The sequence below is a fragment of the Actinophytocola sp. genome, assembly GCF_035942955.1.
Taxonomy (GTDB): Bacteria; Actinomycetota; Actinomycetes; order Mycobacteriales; family Pseudonocardiaceae; genus DASYTH01.
On record NZ_DASZCQ010000160.1, the window covers coordinates 41,609 to 60,171 of the forward strand.

The 18,563-nt window shown below is 70.9% G+C and carries 12 protein-coding genes and 1 tRNA gene; 5 read left to right on the top strand and 8 right to left on the bottom strand.

Annotated elements, in window-relative coordinates:
• Positions 1–6 precede the first annotated feature (6 nt).
• Positions 7–2,781, bottom strand: a complete 2,775-nt coding sequence (gene aceE, locus VGX25_RS16140; protein ID WP_326918605.1) for a pyruvate dehydrogenase (acetyl-transferring), homodimeric type — start codon at positions 2,779–2,781, stop codon at positions 7–9.
• Between the two features lie 245 nt (positions 2,782–3,026).
• Here aceE and VGX25_RS16145 point away from each other — a divergent pair, with 245 nt between their 5' ends.
• The 5 genes from VGX25_RS16145 (at position 3,027) to VGX25_RS16165 (ending at position 4,659) form a co-directional block, all read left to right on the top strand.
• Positions 3,027–3,458 (top strand): DUF3052 domain-containing protein, encoded by a 432-nt coding sequence (locus tag VGX25_RS16145; RefSeq protein WP_326918648.1) that lies wholly within the window; start codon positions 3,027–3,029, stop codon positions 3,456–3,458.
• A 78-nt stretch (positions 3,459–3,536) separates the two neighbouring features.
• Positions 3,537–4,001 (top strand): peroxiredoxin, encoded by a 465-nt coding sequence (locus tag VGX25_RS16150; protein WP_326918606.1) that lies wholly within the window; start codon positions 3,537–3,539, stop codon positions 3,999–4,001.
• A 6-nt stretch (positions 4,002–4,007) separates the two neighbouring features.
• Positions 4,008–4,082 (top strand) — tRNA-Val (locus VGX25_RS16155).
• An 81-nt stretch (positions 4,083–4,163) separates the two neighbouring features.
• Positions 4,164–4,292, top strand: coding sequence for a hypothetical protein (locus VGX25_RS16160; protein WP_326918607.1), 129 nt, complete (start codon positions 4,164–4,166; stop codon positions 4,290–4,292).
• 196 nt (positions 4,293–4,488) lie between these two features.
• Positions 4,489–4,659 carry a hypothetical protein gene (locus tag VGX25_RS16165; protein ID WP_326918608.1) on the top strand — a complete coding sequence of 57 codons (171 nt, stop codon included), beginning with the start codon at positions 4,489–4,491 and terminating at the stop codon, positions 4,657–4,659.
• Here VGX25_RS16165 and VGX25_RS16170 read toward each other — a convergent pair.
• From VGX25_RS16170 to VGX25_RS16200, 7 genes are all read right to left on the bottom strand, one after another.
• Positions 4,656–5,645 carry an NAD(P)-dependent alcohol dehydrogenase gene (locus VGX25_RS16170; protein ID WP_326918609.1) on the bottom strand — a complete coding sequence of 330 codons (990 nt, stop codon included), beginning with the start codon at positions 5,643–5,645 and terminating at the stop codon, positions 4,656–4,658. The genes VGX25_RS16165 and VGX25_RS16170 overlap by 4 nt on opposite strands.
• 142 nt (positions 5,646–5,787) lie before the next feature.
• The gene (locus VGX25_RS16175) at positions 5,788–6,597 is read right to left on the bottom strand and encodes a DinB family protein (RefSeq protein ID WP_326918610.1); all 810 of its coding nucleotides are present in this window, start codon (positions 6,595–6,597) and stop codon (positions 5,788–5,790) included.
• An 836-nt stretch (positions 6,598–7,433) separates the two neighbouring features.
• Positions 7,434–9,248, bottom strand: a complete 1,815-nt coding sequence (locus VGX25_RS16180; protein ID WP_326918611.1) for a DUF3488 and transglutaminase-like domain-containing protein — start codon at positions 9,246–9,248, stop codon at positions 7,434–7,436.
• Between the two features lie 317 nt (positions 9,249–9,565).
• Positions 9,566–10,735: a DUF58 domain-containing protein gene (locus tag VGX25_RS16185; RefSeq protein ID WP_326918612.1), complete on the bottom strand. Its 1,170-nt coding sequence runs from the start codon at positions 10,733–10,735 to the stop codon at positions 9,566–9,568.
• A 2-nt stretch (positions 10,736–10,737) separates the two neighbouring features.
• Entirely contained in the window at positions 10,738–11,682 is a 945-nt protein-coding gene (locus tag VGX25_RS16190) for a MoxR family ATPase (protein WP_326918649.1), read from the bottom strand.
• Positions 11,683–11,759: 77 nt separating this feature from the next.
• Entirely contained in the window at positions 11,760–14,009 is a 2,250-nt protein-coding gene (locus VGX25_RS16195; protein ID WP_326918613.1) for a serine/threonine-protein kinase, read from the bottom strand.
• Between the two features lie 107 nt (positions 14,010–14,116).
• Positions 14,117–18,559 carry an FtsK/SpoIIIE domain-containing protein gene (locus VGX25_RS16200; protein WP_326918614.1) on the bottom strand — a complete coding sequence of 1,481 codons (4,443 nt, stop codon included), beginning with the start codon at positions 18,557–18,559 and terminating at the stop codon, positions 14,117–14,119.
• Positions 18,560–18,563: the final 4 nt, after the last annotated feature.

The window sequence follows — 18,563 nt, forward strand, 5'->3', positions numbered from 1 at the left end:
GGCGGGTCAGGCGACGCCGGGGTCGGAGGTCTGCGGACCCGCGGCGGACACGTCGTCGATGCGGTACCGGCGGGCCGCGTCCACCACCGCCGACCGGTCCACCTCGCCCCGCCGGGCCAGCGCGGCCAGCGTGCCGACCGTGATCGACTCGGCGTCGACGAGGAAGTGCCGCCGGGCCGCCGGGCGGGTGTCGGAGAAGCCGAACCCGTCGGTGCCGAGCGTGACCATGTCGGTGGGCACCCACGGCCGGATCAGGTCGGGCACCGCACGCATCCAGTCCGACACCGCGATCACCGGGCCGGACGCTCCGGCCAGCGTCCTGGTCACGTACGGCACCCGGGGCTCGGCCTCGGGGTGCAGCAGGTTGTGCCGGTCCACCTCGACGGCGTCCCGGCGCAGCTCCGACCACGACGTGGCGGACCACACGTCGGCCCGCACGCCCCACTCGCCGGCCAGCAGCTCCTGGGCCTTCAGCGCCGACGGCATGGTCACGCCGGACACCAGGATCTGCGCCCGCGGCCCGTCGCCGTCGGCGGCCGGCCGGTACCGGTAGAGCCCGCGCAGCAACCCTTCCACGTCGAGGTTCTCCGGCTCGGCCGGCTGGACGTACGGTTCGTTGTAGACGGTCAGGTAGTAGAAGATGTCCTCGGCCTGCTCGCCGTACATCCGGCGCAGCCCGTCCCGCACGATGTGCGCGATCTCGAACGACCACGCGGGATCGTAGGACACGACCGCCGGGTTGGACGCCGCCAGCAGCAGCGAGTGGCCGTCGTTGTGCTGCAGCCCCTCGCCGGTCAGCGTGGTCCGCCCGGCGGTGGCGCCCAGCAGGAACCCGCGGGCCTGCTGGTCGGCGGCGGCCCACAGCTCGTCGCCGGTGCGCTGGAAGCCGAACATCGAGTAGAAGATGTAGATCGGGATCATCGGCTCGCCGTGCGTGGCGTACGCGCTGCCGGCCGCGATGAACGACGCCGTGGAGCCGGCCTCGTTGATCCCCTCGTGCAGGATCTGGCCCTGCTCGCTCTCCTTGTAGGACAGCATCAGCGACGCGTCGACCGACGTGTACAGCTGGCCGAGCGGGTTGTAGATCTTCTGGGTCGGGAACATGGAGTCCATGCCGAACGTGCGCGCCTCGTCCGGGATGATCGGCACCAGCCGCGGGCCGACCTCCGGGTCCTTGGCCAGGTCCCGGACCAGCCGGACGAACGCCATCGTGGTGGCGACCTCCTGCTTGCCCGAGCCGCGCCGGATCACGTCGTAGACCTTGTCGCCGGGCAGCACCAGCGCCTTGGACTTGCCCCTGCGCTCCGGCACGAACCCGCCGAGCTGGCGGCGCCGCTCCAGCAGGTACTGGATCTCCGGCGCGTCCGGGCCCGGGTGGTAGTACGGCGGCAGGTACGGGTCGCGCTCGAGGTCGGCGTCGGAGATCGGGATGCGCAGCGTGTCCCGGAACAGCTTCAGGTCGTCCAGCGCCATCTTCTTCATCTGGTGGGTGGCGTTGCGCGCCTCGAAGTGCGGCCCGAGCCCGTAGCCCTTGATGGTCTTGGCGAGGATCACCGTCGGCTGGCCGTGGTGCTCGGTGGCCGCCTGGTAGGCCGCGTACACCTTGCGGTAGTCGTGGCCGCCCCGCTTGAGGTTCCAGATGTCCTGGTCGGTCATGTTCGCGACCAGCTCCTTGGTGCGGGGGTCCCGCCCGAAGAAGTGCTCGCGGACGAACGCGCCGTCGTTGGCCTTGTAGGTCTGGTAGTCGCCGTCCGGGGTGGTGTTCATCAGGTTGATCAGCGCGCCGTCCCGGTCGGCGTGCAGCAGCGCGTCCCACTCCCGGCCCCAGATCACCTTGATCACGTTCCAGCCGGCGCCCCGGAAGAACGACTCCAGCTCCTGGATGATCTTCCCGTTCCCGCGGACCGGCCCGTCGAGCCGCTGCAGGTTGCAGTTGATCACGAACGTGAGGTTGTCCAGGTCCTCGTTGGCCGCGACCTGGATCAGCCCGCGGGACTCCGGCTCGTCCATCTCGCCGTCGCCGAGGAAGGCCCAGACGCGCTGGTCGGAGGTGTCCCTGATGCCCCGGTCGTGCAGGTACCGGTTGAACCGCGCCTGGAAGATCGCGTTCATCGGACCGAGCCCCATCGACACGGTGGGGAACTCCCAGAAGTCCGGCATCAGCCGGGGATGCGGGTAGGACGGCAGCCCGCCACCAGGGCCGGCGTGCGACAGCTCCTGGCGGAACCCGTCGAGCTGATCGGTGGACAGCCGGCCCTCAAGGAAGGCGCGAGCGTAGATGCCGGGGGAGGCGTGCCCCTGGATGTAGATCTGGTCGCCGCCGCCCGGGTGGTCCTTGCCGCGGAAGAACCAGTTGAAGCCGACCTCGTAGAGCGTGGCGGAGGAGGCGTAGGTGGAGATGTGCCCGCCGACGCCGACGCCGGGGCGCTGCGCGCGGTGCACGGTCATGGCCGCGTTCCACCGGATCCACGCCCGGTAGCGGCGCTCCACCTCCTCGTCGCCGGGGAACCACGGCTCCCTGTCGGTCGGGATCGTGTTGACGTAGTCCGTGCTGGTCAGCGCCGGTACGCCGACCCGGCTCTCCCGGGCCCGCTCGAGCAGCCGGAGCATGAGGTACCTGGCGCGCTGCTGCCCGCCGCTGGCGAGCACGCCGTCGAAGGACTCCAGCCACTCGGCCGTCTCCTCGGGATCGATGTCCGGGAGGTAGGCCGCCAGCCCGTCGCGGATAACCCGGACCCGCTCCGGTTTGCCGACGCCGCTCGCACTGCTGTTGGTAGCCAAAGGGATCTCCATTGCCTCCGGTGTTGACAACCACGCTACTGCTCCGGCCTGACATGCCAACGTGGTCTCTCTCCATCGTCGTCTTGATCGGTCCGGGCGTCATCCCTACCGGCCAGTAGCGCTCGTTCCGGCGAGTAGGTCACGAGTTCCGGCGTGTCGGCGTATGGACGGTTGCGCAGGTGGGCTGTGCCAGTGTTCGCTGTCGCCAGACCTTGTTTCGCAATGCGCAGATGGAGGAGCAGACCGTGGTCGCCGCGGAAGACGCCGGCAAGATCGGTGTCGCCGAAAGGCTCGGGATCGAACCGAACATGGTGGTCCAGGAGATCGGTTGGGACGAGGACGTCGACGACGACGTGCGCGCCGCGATCGAGGAGAAGATCGGCGGTGACCTCCTCGACGAGGACACCGACGAGGTCGTCGACGTCGTGCTCCTCTGGTGGCGCGAGGACGACGGCGACCTGGTGGACGCCCTGATGGATGCGATCAGCCCGCTGGCGGAGAACGGTGTGATCTGGGTGCTCACACCGAAGACCGGGCGGCCGGGCCACGTCGAACCGAGCGAGATCGCCGAGGCCGTGCCCACCGCCGGCCTGGCGCAGACCTCCACCACGAGCATCAGCGACGACTGGACGGCGACCCGGCTGGTCTCTCCCAAGTCGGCCAAGTCGAGGCGCTGAGCACACTCGCGTCGTGCGCCGTGCCCTAGGCTGGGTTTGGTCGACAATCGGGGCGGACACCGCGGGAGGATCGTGGCCATGGCGGTCGAGGTCGGAACGAAGGCACCGGACTTCACCCTCAACGACTACAACAAGCAGCCCGTCACGCTGTCCTCGTTCCAGGGCGCGCAGAACGTGCTGCTCGTCTTCTACCCCTTCGCCTTCAGCCGCATCTGCACCGGCGAGCTCTGCCAGGTGCGCGACGAGCTCGCCGACTACACGTCCCGCAACGTCCAGGTCCTCGGCATCTCGGTCGACTCGCCGTTCGCCCTGAAGGCCTGGGCCGACCAGGAGGGCTACAAGTTCCCGCTGCTCTCCGACTTCTGGCCGCACGGCGCCGTCGCCAAGACCTACGGCGTCTTCAACGACAAAGCCGGCCTGGCCGTGCGCGGCACCTTCCTGATCGACACCACCGGCACCGTCCGCTACTCCGAAGCCACCTCACCCGGCGAACCCCGCAACCAACAATCCTGGAAGAACGCCATCGCCTCCCTCACCCCCTGACCCCCGGGGCGCATAGCTCAGCGGAAGAGCACTCGGTTTACACCCGAGCGGTCGCAGGTTCAAGTCCTGCTGCGCCCACCATCACGTCGTGACTCCAACCCCGTCCCGCAAGGGCCGGGGCCAACACCTGACAGATCAGCCTGCCCGCTGGCTATCTGGAGTATGCCGCTGGCGGACCGGTTGGTTGACGATCCGGTGGCGGTAGGCACGCTGACGGAACGGTTCGCCGTGCTGAGAAATCAGGCCATGTCCGAGCACGACAGCATGGACTTCATCAGAGGATGGGCATGAAAGAAGGCGAGCACAATGGAACAGACAGAGCCGCGCTGGCGGAAGTCGAGTCGCAGTGGGCCGGATAACCAGTACATTGAGGTGAGCTCAGCAAGATCGGCTTGAGGTAAGCGGTTCTGCCTGTGTCTGTGGGGATGGCTGGCTTAGCGGCTTGATTTGGCCGCACCTGACGGTTTGATTGGCCCCACCTGGAGGGTTGACGGGAGCGCTACCCGGTCTACCTCAGGGCGTCGTCGAGCGGCGCCGCGAGCTGGACACGACCATCGCCGCCGATCGCGCACTGATGGACCGCATCGCCGACCTCCAGGCGGCGCACCTCCACCAGCTCGCCGCGCTCCCGACGGCCGCCCGCCCGGCCAGCACCTAGCTCTTCGGGCTCCCCGGGCTTTCCGGCGCGACGGTGATCACGACGTTGCCGATCTTCTGTCCGGTCTCGACGTACCGGTAGGCGTCGACGATCCGGTCCAGCGGGTACCGCCGGTCGATGACCGGCTTGAACTTCCCGGACTCGATCAGCTCCCGCAGGTGGCGCACGATGGCCTGGTCGTTCCGCGGGAACGGGAACTTGACCTTCCTACCGCGCAGCAGCGGGGTGACCAATGCCAGCATCGGGTTCTGGGCCCAGGGACCCAGCTCAGCGGACACGTACACCCCGCCGGGCTTGAGCAGCCGTTTGCAGCGGCCGAACGTGCTCTTGCCCACCGCGTCGTACACCGCGTCGTAGGTCTGCTCGTCGGCGGTGAAGTCCCCGGCGGTGTAGTCGACGACCCGGTCGGCGCCCAACCCCCGCACCAGCGCCAGGTTCTCGGTGGCACACACCGCGGTCACGGTGACGTCGAGACTCTTCAACAACTGCACGGCCGCCGAACCGATCCCACCGGTCGCGCCGTAGACGAGGACGTCGTGCCCGGCCCGGGTTCCCGCGTGCCTGATGCACGCGAGCGCGTAGTGCGCACCCTCGGTCGCGGGCGCGATCTGCTCGAAGGTGACCCCCTCCGGCACGGTCGCGATCGAACCGTCCTGCGGCACCGAAAGGTACTCGGCGTGCGCGCCGAACGCTCCCTCGTTGTACCCGAACACCCGCTCGCCGACCGCGAACGACGTGACATCGCGGCCAACCGCCTCGACCACACCGGCGAACTCGGTCCCCATGATCGTCCGCCGGGGTCGGGTGAGGCCGGTCAGTAGTCGCATGAAGAAGGGCCTGGCCGCCCGGTAGGCGCAGTCCGTCCGGTTCACCGTCGTCGCGTACACCCGGACGAGCACGTCCCGGTCCCCCACCGCCGGCCGGTCCACCTCCCGAATCCGCACGACCTCCGGCGGCCCGTACCTGGTATGCACCGCAGCCTTCACCGCGCAACGATAGCGCCGCCCCAGGTCAGGCTCGCTGGATGCTCGAGAAGTACCGTGTCCAGCTTCGGGCCCAGCAGCTCGGCACCGCGCAGACGCATCAGCGATGCCCGCATCCGCACGATGCTCCAGTCCGTAGCCGGCCCTACTCAGGGCCCCGTGCCTCGATCAGGTCGAGGTCGCGGACGCAGAAGCGGTGGTGCTCGAAGGTCTCGTTGAGCACCGTGGCGACGCACTGCCGCACCGAGCGGCCCCGGGCGTACGGCGGCCAGACATCGTCGTCGGGCACCGGCGCTGGCGCTGCGAGCTGCACAGCGGTGACCTCGTCGAGCCAGGCCTCGAGCTCGGCGGCCTGTGCGTCACGCACGCTGATGATCTCGTCGAGGGCCGGATCGAGCGAGAGGTCAAGCCCGTGCGCTCCACGGTAGGGCTCGACGGTCGTCCCGATGCCCATCGGCGTGAACAGCTCCGTCGAGCCCAGGCAGCAGCGGCGGAACCACGAGTCGTGGACGAAGACCAGGTGGCGCATCGTCTGCACCGCCGACCACTCGTCGTTCACGCTGCGGCGCTCGATGCCGGGCGTACGGCGGATTCGCTCGATCGTGGCGGCCCAGCCGGCATGGAGCTGACGCGCTGCCTCGCGCAGATCGGCAGGGTCCTCGGAGCGGATCAGCACCCGCACCGGATGACGCCGGTCGAGCTCCGCCTCGACGTACTCGGTGACCTCGACACCGTTCACCACGAGATTGGTGATGAGCCCGTCGATCACGGCATCCTGCATGACGACGCCGATCAGGCGTGCCCCGGTCAGATCGCACTCGCGGAACTCCACACCGGACAGATCCTCGTCGACATACCGGGTCATGCTCCGCATACTAGGTCCGAGCACCGACAAGTCAGCCTCCCGGCTTGATACGGCCTCTTCCAGATCCTGACCGAGCGCGAAGAACGCCACAGCTTCGCGATCGCCTCCAACGAATCCTTCTGGCGGATGGACCAAGACCTTCACCGATCCACACTTGTGCGCGGGCCATCGTCGACCGGCTCACCTACGGCGGCAACATCATCGAGATCGGCACACCCCCTACCGCCTTGCCCAGACCCGCTCCCGTGGCGTTGCTCAGCGTCGCTCAGCCGGTGGGCCAGTGCCTGGCTCCGACGCTCCGGTGAGCGCACGCTACGTACCGATGGCTGCTCATCGCCGCTGGCGCGTTCAAGTCCTCGGAGCGCTTCGCCCAGCTCATGCAGGAGGTCGGAGCGGTTGGAACAAGCAATAAGAAGGCCGACTGTTTCGCAGGTCGTGGGCGCCTTTGGGATCCGCCGTTCGTGCCCCGTCTTGCCCGCGACCGTCGATTTGCCGTCGAAACTCGTCTCCCGCGGTCGGGGTTTGATCATCTCCAGTACCTCGGCGCCTGTTTCGGTCGTCGTGGCGGTGCGATGTAGTGCTTCTCGGCCACCGCCCTGGTGTTGCCGAGCTGCTCAGCGATGTCCTCGGAACCGCGATCGACTGAGGGAACAGCGGGCCGGGCGCCGGCTGAGGCTTTTCGCCGCAACCACATGTCCTCCGACCGGCTCGGCACACGCACGAGAATCCCGGGGCGTTTGCTTGTGCGGCGGCCCGGCACCCGGTGGATGTTCTTGCCGCTGTCGACCACGAGGTGAGCATTGATGTAGGCCGGCCATGAGGCTGAGAACGTTGACAACCCGTGCTGGGAATCCCACGAATGGACACCATGGTGCGGCGGTTGCCGACGCAGCGCCGGACGAGCCGGAGTGATGAGGATCCCATTATCAGGGAGTCGTTTGGTACTCGCGCATTGTCCGGGTTGGCAGCAGGGTTCGCGGGTCGAGGAGGCGGCTTAGGCGGCGGCCGAAACTCATGCCCTTGTGCAGTTCGGTGCGAATGGCGTCGTTGCATTGCCAGGCGAGTTCCGCGGCGTGGTCGAGGATTCCTTCCGGGGAGTAGGCAGCCCGGTCCACGATCTCGGCCAGTGGCCGCAGAAAGGGTTGCAGCGGACCGTGGACGACCCCGATCACCTGGCCGGTGGTCGACCGGGGGCCGACGGGGATTCCGGCCCAACGCAGAGCGTCTATCGTGTCGCGCCAGGCCGCGATGGTGCGGCGGCGCGGGGTTCCGTTGTTACGGGCCCGTCGTCGCCGCACGATCCGGACGAGCGGAATCAGCCCGAGGCACAGGACCAGCGCGATGGCGACGATCGTGGCGAGGGTCGCCAAGCCGGACATGGAGTTGGCTGGCTGGGAAGAGAGATCGCCCTGGGCGTCGGCGGTGGCATCGGGTGGTTCCTCGGGAACCTGCTGGTCGGGCGATGGTATGTCGTCGAGGGCGTCGGCCGGTGTGGGTTGCTGGACGGTCTTGCCTTGCCCATCAATGGATTGGGTCGGGCTCGGGTTGACCGGAATCCAGCCCAGCCGTTGGAACCGTACCTCGGCCCAGGCGAACACGTTCGCGCCACGGATGTGTAGGCGGTCTCCGTCCCAGGTCGGGCGGAATCCGAGGACGACGCGCGCGTCCCAGCCTAGATGGCGACTCAGCAGCGCGAACATCGAGGCGTACTGCTCGCTGGTGCCTCGTTTGGTGTTCACCAGGTCGGTGATCTGGCGTACCCCGTGGCCGCCGCGGGCCTGCGGGGAGTTGTCGTAGCTGAAGCCGCTGGTGCTCGTCATGGCCTGGTACAGGCCGAGCAACTGACCCAGACCGGCGGAACGTCCGGCTGTCGCGGTGTCGACGAACGCGAGCACCTCGGGCGGCAGCGGCAGGCGGCTTGCTTCGCTGGTGGCCGGGTCGTCGATGCCGACGTCGTTCGCCTCGAGGATGGGCTCGCGGCCGGTGATGCGGTAGGCGGCGGGAGTGTTCCGGTCGGCGGGCACCACGACATCACCGCTGGTGGCGTCGAATCCGAGGTCCGCCACGCTGATCTGGGTCGGCCGGCCAACGCGGGGTAGCCATCCGACGCTGTCGGGCGTCAGCACTTGCAGGTCGAGTGAGACGTCCCGGGTCGGGACCGCGGAGTCGGGAGTGGACAGCCGGGTACCGGCCCGCCGGTAGCTGGCTCCGATCGTCCAGGTCTGGCCGTCGAACCGGTCGAGCGTCACCATGCGGATGAGCTCGAGCCGCTCGCTCGCGGTGCCGGCGATCTCCAATGGCAGGAGGTTGTCCCGCAGCGCGAGGTAGCGCGCCATCGGATTCGTGTCCTCTTTGGGCAGCACGGGCGCATCGACCAGAGCCTGCAGGCTGGTCGGGGGACGGTCGGCGGCGACGAGTGGCCCCAGCACGAGTCCGGACGCGGTCGCGATGAGCACGACCGCGGCGCCGGTCACCAGTCGCCCTTTCCCGAGTGCTCCCGCGAGCGCGGCTTCCCGGCCGGCCAGCACGACCGCCATGGCGACGACGGCGAAGACCGGCCCGTACCATGCGGCCGGTGCGCCGACGGTCGCGCTCAGCCCGAGACCGAGCAGCAGGCAGCACAGCGGGGGGAGCAGCGGCAGCCAGGCATTCCGCGGGCCCAGCGCCAGCCGGACGGCGATCAGCGCGGTGAAGCCGGCGATGGTCGAAATGGTTGCCAGTTCCGGACCGGATGGATCCACCGGGAGTGTCCCGGTCAGCAACCGGGACGGTCCGAGCCGCACGTCCGCACCCGGCCTGGTCGCCAGCGCGACCGCGATGGCCACCGACAGCACGGCCAGCGCCACCGGGCCGTTGCCAAGGGCACGCCGGCCGAGCGGCACCGCAAGGCATCCCCAGCCGGCGGCCACCGCGACGGGCGCCAGGATCGCCAGGAGCAGCGGCGGTTCCGCGCCGTCGCCGAAGGTGGCCCGGAATGACCAGGCGGACAGTGCCGACAGCCCGGCCGCGAGGACGACTCGGACGAGGGCAATGCCCCGGCCGCCAAGCATCGCTGACATCAGCCCGCCACCCCACCGAGCACGAAATGGTTCCATGCCGCCATCGCCTCGGCGCCGGTTCGGCCGCTCAGCACGACCATCCCGGGCCGGCGGTACGGCGCCGGCAACGGCAGGCCCGCGGCCACGACCGTGATCACGACGACCGGCGCGAAGCGGCGGCGCTGTTCGGCCAGCCGGGCGACCACGGCCGGCTCGCCCGCTCCGGTGACGACGACCAGCGCACCGCCCGGTTCGGCTCGGTCCACCTCTTCCAGCAGGTGCACGGGTTCGGCATCCGGTTCGCGGACCGCTGCGGCCAGTCTGTCCAAGAGCGACACCGCGCCGGCGGCGATCACCGCGGGCACATCCTCGCCGAGGATCTGGATCCGGGCCGGCCGGCCACCGTCGACCGTGCCCTGCGCCACCGATGCGGCCACCTCAACGGCGTGTTCGAACATCGCCGCGTCGAGCACCGACGACCGGGTGTCCAGGACGATGGTGACCGCCGGCTCCATGGTGTCCGTGGACTCCCGCACGATCAGTTGTCCGGTGTGGGCGGTGGAGCGCCAGTGGATCCGGCGTGGATCATCGCCGGGGACGTACTCCCGCAGCGAGGAGAACCAGGTCGTGCCGGCCTTCGACAGCTCGGCCCGGCCTTCGAAGTCGGGCACCGTCCCCACCGGTACGGGATACGACGGATGGACCCGGGGATGCACCCAGAGCACGCCCGTGTCGCGATGCAGCTGCGCGCGGCGGAACAGGCCGAACGGATCCTGCCGTTCGACGCTCAACGGTCCCAGGGGCAACCGTCCCCGGCGATCGGTGGGGATGGGGTAGTGCACGGTGCGGGACCCGCCGGCTCGGAGGACGGGCACCTGTATCCCATGTGGACGGTCATCGACCCGGTCCACCACGACCATGGCGGGCAACGGCCACCGGGCCAGGTTGCGCACGACCAGCCGGCCCGCGGCGGGCTCGCCCACGCTGATCCGGTCCGGCGCCACGCTTCGGGTCAGCCGCAGGCTCGGCCGGACCACCACGGTGACCCCGGCCAGTGCGAGGACGGCAAGGCCGGTCAGGCCGAGCGTCACCAGCACCGGGTACCCCCAGGCCCGACCGACCAGCCCCAAGATCACGGCGGCGGCCACGACGCACCAGCCGCTGCCGGTCAGCGGAATCCGGCGGCTCATGATCAGCCGACCGCCGCCGGCGCCGGGGCCGGGACCGAGGCCATGATCTCGGCGAGGATGTCGCCGGTCTTGATGCCGTGCACCTCCGCCTGTGCGGTGAGCACGAGCCGGTGGGCGAGCACGGGCGCGGCGACCGCGCGCACGTCGTCCGGCACGACGAAGTGCCGACCGAGGCCGAGCGCGAACGCCTGGGCCGCGCGCAACAGGGCGAGGCTGCCACGGGTGCTCATGCCCAGCCGCAGGGCCTTGTGCTCCCGGGTGGCGTGCGCCAGCAACGCCACGTAGCGGACGACCTCCGGCGCCGCGTAGATCGACGAGGCCACCTGGTGCTGCAGCGCGGCGATCTGGTCGAGGCTGGCGACGCACCGCACGGCGGGCGCGGCGGCCTGCGCGCGGCCGGTCAGGATCTCGGTTTCGACGTCCAGATTCGGGTGGCCCAACGAGATCCGCATGAGGAACCGGTCCAGCTGCGCCTCGGGGAGCTGGTAGGTGCCTTCGAGATCGATCGGATTCTGCGTGGCGACGACGAGAAATGGGGTGGGGACCGGACGGCCGCGCCCGTCCACCGTCACCTGGCCCTCCTCCATGACCTCGAGCAGGGCGGACTGCGTCTTCGGACTGGCCCGGTTGATCTCGTCGGCCAGCACGATGTTGGCGAACACCGGGCCGGGACGGAAGGTGAACTCCTGCTCGCCCTGATTCCAGACCGAGACGCCGGTGATGTCACCGGGCAGCAGGTCGGGCGTGAACTGGATCCGTTGCCAGCTGCCGGCGATGCTGGTGGCCAGCGCCTTGGCCAGCGACGTCTTGCCGGTGCCGGGCACGTCCTCGATCAGCAGGTGGCCGTTGGCGAACAGGCAGGCCAGGGCCAGCCGGACGGCCGCGGTCTTGCCGCGGATGGCACGTTCGACCTCCGCGAGCACGGCGTCGTGCACGCTGCGGAACATCTGCTGCGGATCGCCCGGGATCACGGCGGGCGCGGTGTGCTGGTTGGTCACGGATTTCCTTGGGATTGGTTGGGGTTTCAGCGCGGCAGGCAGGCCGGTCCGGCCGATGGTTCGGAGGGAGTGGTCACGCCGAGCGCGATCACGACGTAGCAGGCGGATGGCAGCGGATCGAGGTCCGGGAAGCTGACGATGGCGCTGGGCACCGAATCGAGCAACTGTCCATTGCGGAGGATGACGAACGAGGTCAGTCCAGGCAGCTCGCGGGATTCGGGCGGCCAGGACAGCGTGACCCGCCCATCCGCGGTGTCGATCCGCACCGGCACCTTGTGGTCGGTACCGGGGAGCGTGGTCGTGGTGGGGGGCGGGGTGATCCGATCGGTGGAGTCGCGCTGGCCGACCCAGATTCCCACGCCGATGCCCAGAGCGGCGACCAGCCCGGCGATGGCGGTCAGCACCAGCCAGCGCCGCCGGGCCCGCCGGCGGTCCGGCGGCTCGGCGGGACGGGGATGCGGCGGATGGGCGCTGATCTCGGTCGGCGTCACTCCGGAGTGGACGGTGGCGTGCGGGTCGACCGGCTGCGGCGCCACGTCGGGGGAGCTCAGCCAGGGCGGTTCCGCCGGCACGGCGATGCGCACGGTGCTCTCCGCGTCGATGACCGGGACCGGTTGAGCCGGTCCCGTCAGCAGGAGCTCCCTTGCCAGGTCGCTGAGCACCTCGGAGGCTTCGAGCGCGGTGGGGCGTCCGCGCGGATCCTTGGCCAGGCACGCCGCGAGAAACGACCACGCCGCCTCGGGCAGGTCCGGCGGGCGGGGCGGCGTGCGCAGCTGGTGCTGCCGGAGGATGTCCTCCGTGCTGCCGGCGAACGGGCGGTGTCCGGCCAGCACCTCGTACGTGGTGATGCCCAGCGCGTAGATGTCGCTGGCCGGGGTCGGCGACTCCCGGTTGACCAGCTCGGGTGCGATGTAGGGCGGTGAGCCGGGCAGATAGCCGAGTTGGGTGACCGGGGCTCCGTCGACCGCCTTCACCAGACCGAAATCGGTGAGCAGTGCCCGAGTCCGGCCATTCTGCTCGCACACCAGGATGTTCGCCGGCTTGAGGTCGCGATGGACGACGCCGCTCGCGTGCACGGCGGTCAGCCCGGAGGCGACCTCGGACAGCAGCCGCAGGCCCTCGGCCCGGTCGAGCTCCCCGGCCACCAGCAGCCGCCGCAGGTCGGTGCCCTCGACCAGGTCCATGATGACGGCCGCTTCGCCCTTGCCCTTGGCGATGTAGAGGTCACGCACCCGCACCAGGTGCGGGTGGTCCAGGTCCTGCACCACCGATGCCTCGCGCACCAGCCGCATCAGGCTGTCGGGATCGGTGACCAGGTCCGGACGCAGCAGCTTGGCGGCCACGAGCATCCCGTCGGCTCGCCGCCGAGCCCGCCACACGGTGCCCATGCCGCCCTCGCCGATCCTCGCCAGCAGCTCGTACTCGCCGCCCAGCGATCGCGGAAGTTCGGCGCCACGGTGCTCCGAGGGCACGGTGCTCCGGACGTCTATTGTGGACTGCGGATCCCGCAGGTGCTTGGCGAAAGCGGCCACCGACGGTGGTCGGGAGCCCGGTTCGCTGGACAGCGCCCACCGCAACGCGGTGGTGAACTTCGCCGCGGCCTCGGGCAACTGGCCCACCGGGCTCTGCCCGGCGAACAGCACCCGCTCGGCCCGGCTGCCGGAGAACGGTGGCCGGCCGCTGAGCAGGGTCCACAGCGTGGAGGCCAAGGCGTAGACCTCGCCGGCCGGCGTCCAGTCCTGCCCGGCGAGCTGCTCCGGTGGCTCGTGGCCGGTGCCCTCCGTGGTGGCCGCGGCAATCTCGGCGAGCGCCGGCAGCAGCGGGCAGTCCAGCACGACGTGGCCGGTGGGCTGACGCAGCAGCGCGGCCGGGCTGATCGCCTGATGGACGGTGTCGTTGCGATGCAACAACTCCAGCCCGCTCGCGGCAGCCAGGACGGCCTGCAGCGCCTCGGCGACGGGGAGCGGCCCGCGGGCGGCGAGCTCGTCGGCGAGCGACCGTCCTCGTCGAGCGGTGACCAGAACCGGGCGGCCGCCGGCATCCCGATCATGGTGCAGTAGCGGAAGAACGAAGGGGTTGCGGCTGACGGCGAGCACATTGTCCAGTGCCGCGGCCTCGTCCCGAACGCGCCGCAGCTGCGTCCGGTCCAGCTTGGCCACGACGACTCGCACGGTGACTTCGGTTCCGTCGTCCCGGATCGCCGGAGCGACCGCGAACAACCCGTCGTCGGTTGGTTCGCTCAACAGGCGGTAGCCGTCAAGCGGTCCGGCGGCCACTCCTGCGCCACCCCCACGAGAAAACGTCGATCTACCAACGCCGAACACATCACGCACGGCGTGCGGGCCGTTACACAGTACCCGCGGCCGGTGGTCGATCGTCGCGGTCATCGGGCATCACCCGGCCCACCAACCAGGTCCTCGGTCAGGTGCAGCGGCACCTGCGCCAACGTAGCCTGTCCACGAAGCACCAGTAGACCGCGCCCGGGTGGCCAGCCGCCCGCCATGGACCGGGACAGCCGCACGTCGAAGACCTCGCCGGCGAGATGGCTCGCCGGGTTGAGCAGCAGCCCGCTGCGCGCCCGGCGGGCCTGGGCCAGCCACCCGCGATACCGGTTGATCAACAGGTCGTCGGTCGTGGCCGCCGCCACGAGCACCGACCCGGTCTCCCGTGCCTCGAGGAGGAAACGTTCCAACGCCTCGCCCAGCGCAAGCTCGTCGACCAGCTCGCCGTCGTCAACGACCACGGCGACCGGACCGCCGGCGGACAGGACCAGATCGTCGAACTCCGCCGGGGCCGCGCCGGTGGTCACGCCGAGCACACCGGCCAGGTCGGCCACCTGCCGCAGCGGCGACGGCCGCGGTGTCACCAGCACGACCGGAAGCCGGCCGTCGGGACGGCCGGCAAGGCCGTGCACGATGGTGGCCAGCGTGCTGGACCGTCCCGATCGGCCAGGACCGGCGACGACGAACGTTCCACCGACCTCGGCGAGATCGACGTCGACCGGGCCCGCGTGGTCTCCGCCGACGGCCGGAGTGCAGACGGTGGCGGCCGGCGACCGGGTGGCTCCCCTGAGCGCCTCGGCCTCGGCGATGGAGATCCGGTCCGGCAGCGGATCTATGCGGTGCGGCAACAACGCCGGGTCCAGGTCGTCCGCAGCGGCGCGCAGGCGTGCGGCGAGCCCGGCCAGCGCCCGGATCTGTGCGGCCCCGGACGGGTCTGCGTCGAGGAGCGGGAGCTGGACCTCCTCTCCGGCGGCCGTCCAGATCGCCCGGCCCGCCGGCATCCGGGCCGGCACGGCCCGCGGCGAAAGCCCGAAGACCGCGACGTCGTCCCGATCCGCCTGGCGCAGCACCAACCGGTGCTCGATGGCGGTGGCGATCCGTGGTCCGAACGCGGTGCGGTCCGTGCTCAGCACCGTCACCAGCCCGACGGCCGGTCCCCGGCGCAGCAGTCCCTCCAGCAGCTCCACCAGGCGGCCGCCGTCGTGCTCGTCGAAGGCGGATCGGAATCCCTCCAACCGATCCAGCAGCAGGATCAGGTAGGGCAACCGGTCCGCCGGCGCGGCGGCCCGGCGTTGCTCGGCAAGACCGCTGTACCCGCCGGCCAGCACGCGTTGCCGGCGGCGCACCTCACCGTCCAGCCAGTCCAGCAGGCGCGCCACCCGCATCGAGTCCTCGGCATCCACAATGGCGCCGCTGTGCGGCAGCTCGGCGAGCGGCGCCAGGGCCCGATTGCCGCAGTCCAGGCCGTAGATGTGCACGGTGTCCGGTCCGGTGGCCGCGCACAGGCCGGCGGCGATGGCGCGCAACGCGGTGGAGCGACCGGTCCGCACCGTGCCACCCACTGCGATCGGCCCGGTCCGCTCGAGATCGAGCTCGAAGGCGTCCTGTGCCTGCGCGGTGGGCCGATCGACGAGTCCTAATAGGACACAGAGCGGCGGCCGTTGGGAACCCGGCGAGAGTTCCGCGGTGACGACGTCGGGCAGCGGCGGCAGCCACGGGCGCCGCGGACTGCTCAGGCCCAGCTGCCGCGCGGCCACTCGGCTCGCGGCCACGAGGGCGGTCAGATCGGTGTGCCCATCGGCGTCCACGTCGGCGGCCGCGCTCGCGCCCGCCCTGGGCGAGCGGCCGAGCTCCGTCGTCCGCCGGGGGCGCACGGACACCGGCTCCGGGCCCGGCGACTCGGCATCGGCGGCCCTGGGCCAGCCGACCCGGGCGGCCTGGAAGGCAGTCAGGTCGCCGTGGCCGGTGCGCAGGTATGCCCGGCCCGGTTGACGCGAGGTGATGCGGGCGGCATCCGGTGCGTCGATCACGTCCACCGACTCGCTCTCCGCGGTGACCCGCAAGCAGATCCTCAGGTTGAGGTTGGCCCGCAGGTCGGCGGTCACCACGCCGCCCGGACGCTGGGTGGCGAGCACCACGTGCACGCCGAGGCTTCGGCCGCGCATGCCGATGCCCACCACGCCCGGAACGAACTCCGGGACCTCCTCGATCAGCGAGGCGAACTCGTCCACCACGATCACCAGCCGGGGCAACCGGTCTCCGGTGCGGGCCCAGTAGTCGTCGATGTCCTTCGCCTCGGCGTCGGCGAGCAGCTTCTCCCGGCGGCGGAGCTCGGCCGACAGCGAGTCCAGCGCGCGGCCGACCAGGTGCCCGTCGAGGTCGGTGATCAACCCGACGCAGTGTGGAAGCTCCGCGCAGGCGGCGAATGCGCTCCCGCCCTTGTAGTCGACCAGGACGAAGGTCAGCGCGTCGGGCATGTTGCGCACGGCCAGCGACGCGATCAGGGTCTGCAGCAGCTCGGATTTCCCGGCGCCCGACGTGCCGGCGATCAGCGCGTGCGGGCCGTCCCGGCGAAGGTCGACGGTGAGCGGCCCGGACGGGCCGACGCCAAGCACGGCCGTGGTGGACCGGCCCTCGGGTGAGCCCGCCCACGCCGCGCGGACCAGCTCGCCGTCGGTCTCCCGGCCCGAGATCGCCAGCCCGGCCAGCTCGGTGAACCGGACCCGCTCCGGCAGCGCCTCCGCACCCGCGGGCACGCCGAGCGTGTCGAGCGGCGCCAGCGCCAGCGCCATCCGCATGGCGTGGCCCGGCTCGAGGCCGTCCACCAGGAGGTCCTCGATGACCGGCAGGTCGGCGCGACGCAGCCGGGCCCGGCTTCCGGACGGGCTGGTCAGCACGGCGGTCGCGCCGCATTCCGCCGGCAGCGCCGTCTCGTCGTCATCCAGGCAGAGGGCGTACACACCGGCGGTGGGCCCGTCGGCCAGCAGCTCGGCCAGCCCGGGCAGTCCGCGCATCCGCCGGGCGCCGTCCACGACGACGAGGAACTCCCGGCCGGCCGAGCGTCCCGTGCGCAGCGAGGAGCGTTGCCGCACAAGGCGTTCCGCGACCAGTGCGCGCAGTTCGGACAGCCTCGACTCGGCCTGGGCGCCGTCCGTGGCGACCAGGCGAGAGCTGCCGAACGTCGGGCCGGACGGCCGGGTGTGCGGCAGCCAGGTCGCCCATTCCCAGTCAGCGGATTCGTCCTGCCCGGTGATGACGACGACGCCCAGGTCCCGCGGCGCGTGCAGCCCGCCCGCCTGGGTCACGACTGCCCGCGCGGCGGCGAGCAGGCCACGGCGTTCCCCGGCCATGCCGAGGACTCCGACCCGGCGCAGCTCGACCGTCGCGGGAACGTCGCGCACGGTGGGCACCGCGGGCAACTCGGCCGAGCCACCGCGGGGTTGCGGATAGCGGGGATCGAACCGCAGCCGCAGCTCGGCCTGCCGGTCGTGCAAGCCCAGCCGCAGCCGAAGGAAGTCGGGATCGCTCGGGCGCCTTTCCCATAGCCGTGCGGATGGTGCGCACGCGGCAGCGGCGACCCAGGACGGATCGGGGTGGACGGCACGCGCCCGGCGCTCGTCCGCGGCGCACGCGGCGGCGAGTGCGCCGCGGAACGTCTCGAGCGCCAGGTCGTACTCCTTCTTCCGCGCCGCGTACTCCCGGCGCCCCGAACGCCGGTCCCCGATCAGGTTGGCCAGCACCATGACCGGGCTGAGCAGCATGATCAGCAGGAAGTAGCCGGCGTTGGGCAGCAGGACGTACAGCCCCCCGCCGAACAGCAGCGGCAGCAGCACGGCGATCCACGGGAACCGGAAACCGCTGGGCTTGTCCGGTTCCACCGGCACCAGCAGCGCGTGGGGCGGCTCCGGCATGGAGATCCGCGGCGGCCGGTTGAACCAGCGCGTACCGTTTCCCGGTTCGGCCGTGACGTCCGCGTCCGCAAGCACCGTCGGGCGCAGGCCGAGCACCGTCTCGCCCAGGCCGGCCACGTCGCCGACGGCGAGCCGGGCCGGTTCGGTCAGCCGCCATCCCTGCCAGCGGATTCCGTTGTGGGAGTTGGCATCCGCCAGCCATACGACACCGTCCGCGCCGACCGAGATCGTGGCGTGGACACGGCTGACCTCCGGATCGGCAATCGCCAGGTCGGCCTCCGGTCCGCGGCCCAACCGCAGTTCGGTGCCGGGATACAGCAGGCGGCTCGGTCCGCCATGCAGGCCGCCGACGACCGAGATCTCCGGAATCTCCCCACTGGTCACGCCGTGGCCGGAGGTCAGCAGCGGTTGGCCGACCCCGACCACGGCGCCGTTGGCGAGTCCCGAATCCGCCACCGACACGTCACCCGGTACCGGCATGGTCCCCAGATACAGGGGACCGGCGGCCCGGTCGCCGAGGTGCTCGGCCAGAGCCGCGGTCAGGTCCGCGATGCGGTGGGACGGTGCGGCCGTGACGACCACCGGACGCGACACGCCGTCCGGGCCGACACAGACCAGCTCGATCTCGGTCATGGCC